Origin of the sequence: Protofrankia sp. CiT1, assembly GCF_917627335.1 — a bacterium.
Taxonomy (GTDB): domain Bacteria; phylum Actinomycetota; class Actinomycetes; order Frankiales; family Frankiaceae; genus Protofrankia.
The window spans coordinates 1,009-7,278 of sequence record NZ_CAKJTP010000107.1; the positions used below are offsets into that span (position 1 = coordinate 1,009).

The following is a 6,270-nucleotide window of genomic DNA, read 5'->3' on the forward strand; positions in this document are numbered from 1 at the left end:
TAAGGAGTCCTGATCTCCAAAACGAGAACACGCCCCGCGGGCCCGCGATGGTGTAGATCTTCGACTGGCAGACCGCCTCGCCTTCCAGCCGAAGATCCTAAAGACGCCCGGACGTACCGAAGCGTCCCACCGTCAGCGGCCTTGACACATCAGAGAAACAACTGCCGCCCACGCTTGGGACAACCGCCGTACCGACATCCCCCTTGGATCTAGCCTGATCGCACCTCAAGCAACGGAGGCTCCCAAGCAACTGGCAACCCTCCGTAACTGGAACTTATGGACCATGGCGACAAAAAAGGAGGACCCGATGCATCCGATCGCACCGGCGTGGAGCTATACCTCGCTTCCCACGGATGGGATTCCCTTGAGGAGCGCGCGGACCTCCGCCTCCCGGTAGCGGCGGTGACCGCCAAGGGTGCGTATCGAAGTGAGCTTGCCCGCTTTGGCCCACCGGGTCACGGTCTTCGGGTCAACTCGAAACATGGTTGCCACTTCGGCGGGCGTCAGCAGCGGCTCAGCGTCCGGTGTTCTCGTCGTCATTGTGTTGGCCTCCCGTCACAGAGCGTTGCTCCGTCCCATACAGATCGTGCATCCTTCGGGGGCATTTCGGACATGGCACGTCAGGACCATCTGCTGACTAGTCACACGACGTCCGAAGCGAGCAGCCACGCTCAGTTATCGATTGCAAGCCGTCAGCTTGCAGACTCCCTTGCTTGAACCGGTCTCCACCGGTTCAAGACTCGCTCATAGGCCGCAACCGCCACATCTGTTCGCCCTCGGCGTAACGCGTCGAGGGCCTCGTCGAGGTCTTCGACCGACGTGTCGTTACGCAGGGCGTCGTCGTCGAGCAGATCCACGAGCCCGCCGTAGTCGAGCTCGATCCAGCTGTGCGGATGAAAGTCCGCCAGCCACCCTCTGATCTCAGCCAGGCCATCGACGCCCGGCGAGTCCGGAGCGACCCTGCGCAGCACCTCCAACGCCTCCAGCGCCAGTCCGACCCGCCGCCGGGCAAGGCTCATCGACGTCCGGTACGACAGCGACCGGTTGGCGCTGTCACCGGTGACCAACATGCGCTCCGCCGGAGCGAACAGGACGAACCATGGTGGTGGCACCATCCAGGTGCACGTCTGGACGTAGACCTTGAGATCCGGGCGGCGGGTACGCCAACGATCAAGCTCGATCTCGGCGGGGTCCGCGAGCCGCCGCGGGATGAAGGCCTCCGCCACCCGATCCGGCAAGCCACCGCGGAACTCCATCGCCGCCTGCCACACCCGCAGCTGGGTGTACCAGGGACAGACGAACATCAGGCCGTCGGCCATCTGGATGAAGGCGGACTCGTCCGCGACGTCCAACGACGGCCGGATGGTAGCGACCAGGGCGATAACCCGCTCCTGGCGAGCACCGGCACGGCGGCTGGGGAGCCGGCCCTTGGCCGCGTAGCGCTCCCAACGGAGTCGCTCAGCCGGCGGAAATGCCGCCAGCGGTTCGTACACCCGCAGATAAGCCGCTGGACTGACCACGGGAGCCACAGACAGATCCTGGCACGCCACGGCCTCAGCGGGGGGCCGCAGGGCGCCGCGGAGCCCGCCGCCGGCCCGCGGCCGACCGCCCGTCGACCTTTTTGTTCTCGTGTCCGGGCATGGCTGGATAGGTTGCGGACACGAGCCACGCCCCTTAGTGGTCGGCGCCGGCAGCCCCCGAAGGACTCCCAGCGCCGACCACTTATGTGCGCTTGCCAGCCAACCTTCTCCGGCGAAGGGAGCCCCACCGGTGCGGTCCGTCTTCACCGCCGGCTCACAGCATGAACAGGTGACGTTCTGCGTGGATCCCGCCAGCGGGCTGCGTGCGATCATCGCAATCTATTCCACGGCCCTCGGCCCGGCTCTCGGCGGGACCAGGTTCCATCCCTACGCCGACGAGGACGCGGCCCTGCTTGACGTCCTCGCCCTGTCCAGGGCCATGGCCTACAAGGCCGCCTGCGCCGGCCTCGACCTCGGCGGCGGCAAAGCAGTGATCATCGGCGACCCGCACCGAGACAAGTCGGAGCGGCTGCTGCGCGCGTACGGGCGCTTCGTCAGCTCGCTCGGGGGCCGCTATATCACCGCTTGTGACGTCGGCACCTACGTCGAGGACATGGATGTCATCGCCCGTGAGTCCCGCTGGGTCACCGGCCGGTCGCCGCTGCATGGCGGCTCCGGCGACTCCGGCATCCTGACCGCCTACGGCGTGTTCGAGGGGATGCGTGCGTGCGCCGAGCACGTGTGGGGCACGCCGTCGCTCGCCGGCCGCCGGGTCGCCGTCGCCGGGCTCGGGAAGGTCGGCCGGCGCCTGGTACGCCGGCTGCTCTCCGACGGCGCCACGGTGGTCGCCGCGGACGTCAGCCAGGCCGCCCTGGATCGCGTCCGCGCGGAGCATCCCGAGGTCGAGCTCCGGGCCGATCCCGATGCGCTGGTCAGCGCCGACGTCGACGTGTACTCGCCCTGCGCGCTGGGCGGGGCGCTCACCGCGGAGGTGGTGGGCGCCCTGCGTGCGCGCGTCGTGTGTGGCGGAGCTAACAACCAGCTCGCCGACGCCGGAGTGGATCAGCTACTGGCCGCCGCGGGTGTGCTCTACGCGCCCGACTTCGTGGTCAACGCGGGCGGCCTCATCCAGGCCGCGGACGAGTTCGAGGGTTACTCGCACGAACGGGCACAGGCCAGGGTCAGCCGTATCTTCGCCTCGACGCTGGACGTTCTCGCCCACGCCGAGCAGACCGCGGTCACCTCCACCGTCGCCGCCACCCAGCTCGCCGAACGCCGGATGGCCGAGATCGGACAACTACGCACGATCCTCGTACCATGACTCCAGGCAAGCAATTTCAGATTTCGACCTGTGGCACACATCACATGCCGCTCATCGCGATCGCCTCGCGGCCTGAGAACTGTCGGGTTGGCGTGCCCAGGAGCCCGCGATCCCTGTAGTCTCGGGAGGCACGAGATAATGAGAGCACCGGGGCGGGTCCCCGTCGTCATGTTCGAGGGGGTCGAGCCATGGGGCGCGGCCGAGCAAAGGCCAAGCAGACGAAAGTCGCCCGCGAACTCAAGTACAACTCGCCCAACATGGATCTGGATCGCCTGAAAGCCGATCTAGGTGCCGGTAGCGCGCGAGAAGACATCGCGGACGATCCGTACTCGGATGATTCCTACGAGTACGACTACGCCGACGAGGACGAGGACACCGGTCGGCGGTAAGTAACACCAGCATGGTTGCGGGTCTCCGGATTCCGGGCTCCCATGTGACCAAGGGCGACGCGATGGTGATCATTATCGCGTCGCCGGCGGCCACAAGGAGCCCATGCGGTCATGGCCTACCAGGTCGAAAAACGGCCGCGTGGCCCTTGCGTGCCCGCGTTCACGGGATCCGGCGCCGCATCCATGCATGCTCTTTGGCGCATGCCATCAGACCATGGTGTCCGGGCGCGGCCGGCCTCGGCGGACAGCCGCCAGAAGCCGGTGACCCGTGCGCCGCATTCGGCGATGGCTCCGGTGTGGCCTGTGCCCTGATGAACGGTACTTCCGTCAACCATTCCGGTCCGTACGGACTCGACCGGCACACGTGGCAAACTGACGGAGTCGGATCCCCGCCGACGGATGAAGATCATCCAGCAAACCGAAGGACGCACGATCATGGTTCTTTTCAGGCGTCCAGAAGCTTTGCGGAACTCCGGCTGGCGGGCCGCACCGACCGTTCCGACCAAGTGGATCTTGGACTGAACGTATGAGCCTACAAGAAGGCTGCTTGTGGGCATCAGCGCGTTGCCCACAAGGTCGAGACGGGGGCCGGCTACATGTCCACCAAGCCGCCAACCGGGCAGCGGCCGACGGCCTCCCCTTCTGATGCTACCCAAGGTAGCGTCGCGCTCGTCCCTTCTCGCACACTCACGACGCTACGCGGCGCGTTCTCGCTCACATCCCTGCTGGTCGCGGCAGGTGGGGGAATCCTGGCCGCGTGGGACGACAGGCCCCGCTGGGACGCGTTCACCCTGATACCGGGCGCGTGGGTTGTCGTGCTCGCCGTCACAGGGATGCTGGCACCGCGTTTCGTCGTCCGGCGCGGACCTCGCCAAACGTTGTTACACAGCGCCATCGTGACCGCGGGCACCATCCTCGCCATCCTGACGGCGGCCGTGTTCATGGGCAGCCGCAGCCCGCTGGTGGCGTTCCCTGCCCCACAGGCCTTCGCGGCGGCGGCTGTCGCCACCGCGCTCTACACGGTCTCGATGTTGATCCAGACCGCCGCCACCGCCCGTTGGTCGGCTCGAGCACCCACCGAGTACCTCCGCTGCGTCCCGTGGCTCGGCGCGGCAGGCATGACCGCCACTTTCGGCCTACTGGTGGTCACGACCACGTATTGGAAAGCGATCACGTTGTTCGCGGTCCCGCTCGCGGCGGCCGGTCTCACCATCGCCTATCAGTTCAGACTGCGGTCACTGGCGGAGAGCAATCGCTGGAAAGAGATCAATTTCGTGTCCCGGGAACTCGCGGACGGGGACGAATCGGCCATCGTCGGAATCGCCCGGCACCGGGCCGCGACGCTGTTCCAGGCAGACGACACCGCGCTGCTGCTCTGGCCCACCCCATCGGCGCACCTGGACGCCCCCAGCGAGGTGGCCGACCTGCCTCCGGCTCCGGAAAGCGCACCGGTCGCGAGCCATGCGCCAGCGCCGCTCCGGCGCCGCCCTCGAGCGGTACGCCAGGTCCAGGAGATTGCCGCCCCGCTGATGGCGGGCAAGCTGTGGATCGGTGTTCTCACGTTGTCCTTCCGCCAACCGGTGGCCTGGCACGAACGCGAAGATCAAATACTTGTCGCGTTCACCCACACCGTCTCCCACGCTCTCGCCCACACCCGGCTCAATGCCCACGCGCGCCGACAGGCACAGGAACAGGCGCACGACGCCAACCACGACTGGCTGACCGGACTCGGCAACCGGCGCCTGTTGATGGCAAGAACCACCGCTGAACTCGAACGACAATCCGTGACCGGCGGCTGCGTCGGCCTTATTATGATCGACCTCGATCGCTTCAAGATCATAAATGACACCCTTGGGCACAGCGCCGGCGACCGCGTCCTGCAAGCCATCGCCGAACGGCTGCGCCGGAGCAGCCGGGACAGCGATGTGGTCGCACGGCTCGGTGGGGACGAGTTCGCGGTTCTCATCACCCGCGTCGAAAGTCCGGCACAGGTCGAGACGGTCGCGGCGGAACTCGCCGATGTGCTGTGCCGCGACGTCGTCTTGGACGGCATACCGCTGGCCGTGGAGGCGTCGCTCGGCGTCGCCTGCTGCCCGGACGACGGCACGACCAGCGAAGAACTGTTACAACACGCCGACATAGCCATGTACCAGGCGAAATGCTCCCACCCTCGATGGCGGAGATTCACAGCCGACAGCCACGATGCCTCACTCGAACGCCTCGCGCTCGTGGCGGAGCTGAAATCCGCGATCAGCGAAAACGAGCTCGTGCTCAACTACCAGCCCCAGGTCAAGCTGCAAACCGGTCAGATCAGTGGTGTCGAGGCACTCGTCCGTTGGGACCACCCCTCTCGGGGGATGCTCTCCCCCGAGAGGTTCGTTCCCGCGGTCGAACAGTCCGGGCTGGTACAGGACTTCACCAGGGTGATCCTGGAGCAGGCTCTGATCGCCTGCGCCGGCTGGCGCGCCAGCGGCTTCGACATCACGGTGTCGGTCAACCTCTCCGCCCGCAATCTCCTGAACACCGACCTTCCCGGCGAAGTGGCAAAACTGCTGGTGAAGTACAGTGTGCCGGCCTCTTCGCTCACACTGGAAATCACCGAAACCGCGATGATGGCGGACAAGACGACAGCCCATCGGCTTCTTGGCGGCCTCCGGGAGATCGGCGTCCGGATCGCTGTTGACGACTTCGGTACCGGCTTCTCCTCCCTGACCCTGTTGCAGGAACGGGTGCTCGACGAGGTCAAGATCGATCAGACCTTCGTCCGAAAACTACTGGTCGAGCAAGGCGACGCGGCGATCGTCGCAGCCACCATCCACCTGGCGCACACCCACAACCTGCGGGTGGTCGCGGAAGGGGTGGAGACCGCCGAGCTGATGGAAGCGCTGACGGCGTTGCACTGCGACTTCGCCCAGGGGCTGCACATCGGCGCGGCCATGCCGCTGGCCGAGCTGACCAGCCGGCTGCGGGAGGCCGCTTCCACCCCGCGGCTGGCCGTGGGCACGAACGCTCGGATCCTGCCGCTGCACCGCCGGCGCCC

General features: G+C 66.7%; 5 protein-coding genes. 3 read left to right on the forward strand and 2 right to left on the reverse strand.

Going from position 1 to position 6,270, the window contains the following annotated elements; all coding sequences use genetic code 11:
• Positions 1 to 333: 333 nt before the first annotated feature.
• Positions 334 to 540, reverse strand: a complete 207-nt coding sequence (gene bldC, locus MJ785_RS15675; protein WP_013871846.1) for a developmental transcriptional regulator BldC — start codon at positions 538 to 540, stop codon at positions 334 to 336.
• A gap of 152 nt (positions 541 to 692) precedes the next feature.
• Positions 693 to 1,529: a hypothetical protein gene (locus MJ785_RS15680; protein ID WP_239308770.1), complete on the reverse strand. Its 837-nt coding sequence runs from the start codon at positions 1,527 to 1,529 to the stop codon at positions 693 to 695.
• A 241-nt stretch (positions 1,530 to 1,770) separates the two neighbouring features.
• Here MJ785_RS15680 and MJ785_RS15685 point away from each other — a divergent pair, with 241 nt between their 5' ends.
• From MJ785_RS15685 to MJ785_RS15695, 3 genes are all read left to right on the forward strand, one after another.
• Entirely contained in the window at positions 1,771 to 2,841 is a 1,071-nt protein-coding gene (locus MJ785_RS15685; RefSeq protein WP_239308769.1) for a Glu/Leu/Phe/Val dehydrogenase, read from the forward strand.
• Positions 2,842 to 3,029: 188 nt separating this feature from the next.
• Complete coding sequence (locus MJ785_RS15690; RefSeq protein ID WP_239308768.1) at positions 3,030 to 3,230, forward strand: DUF3073 domain-containing protein; 201 nt, start codon at positions 3,030 to 3,032, stop codon at positions 3,228 to 3,230.
• A 596-nt stretch (positions 3,231 to 3,826) separates the two neighbouring features.
• On the forward strand, positions 3,827 to 6,270 hold a 2,444-nt coding region (locus MJ785_RS15695), incomplete at its 3' end, for a bifunctional diguanylate cyclase/phosphodiesterase (RefSeq protein WP_239381503.1).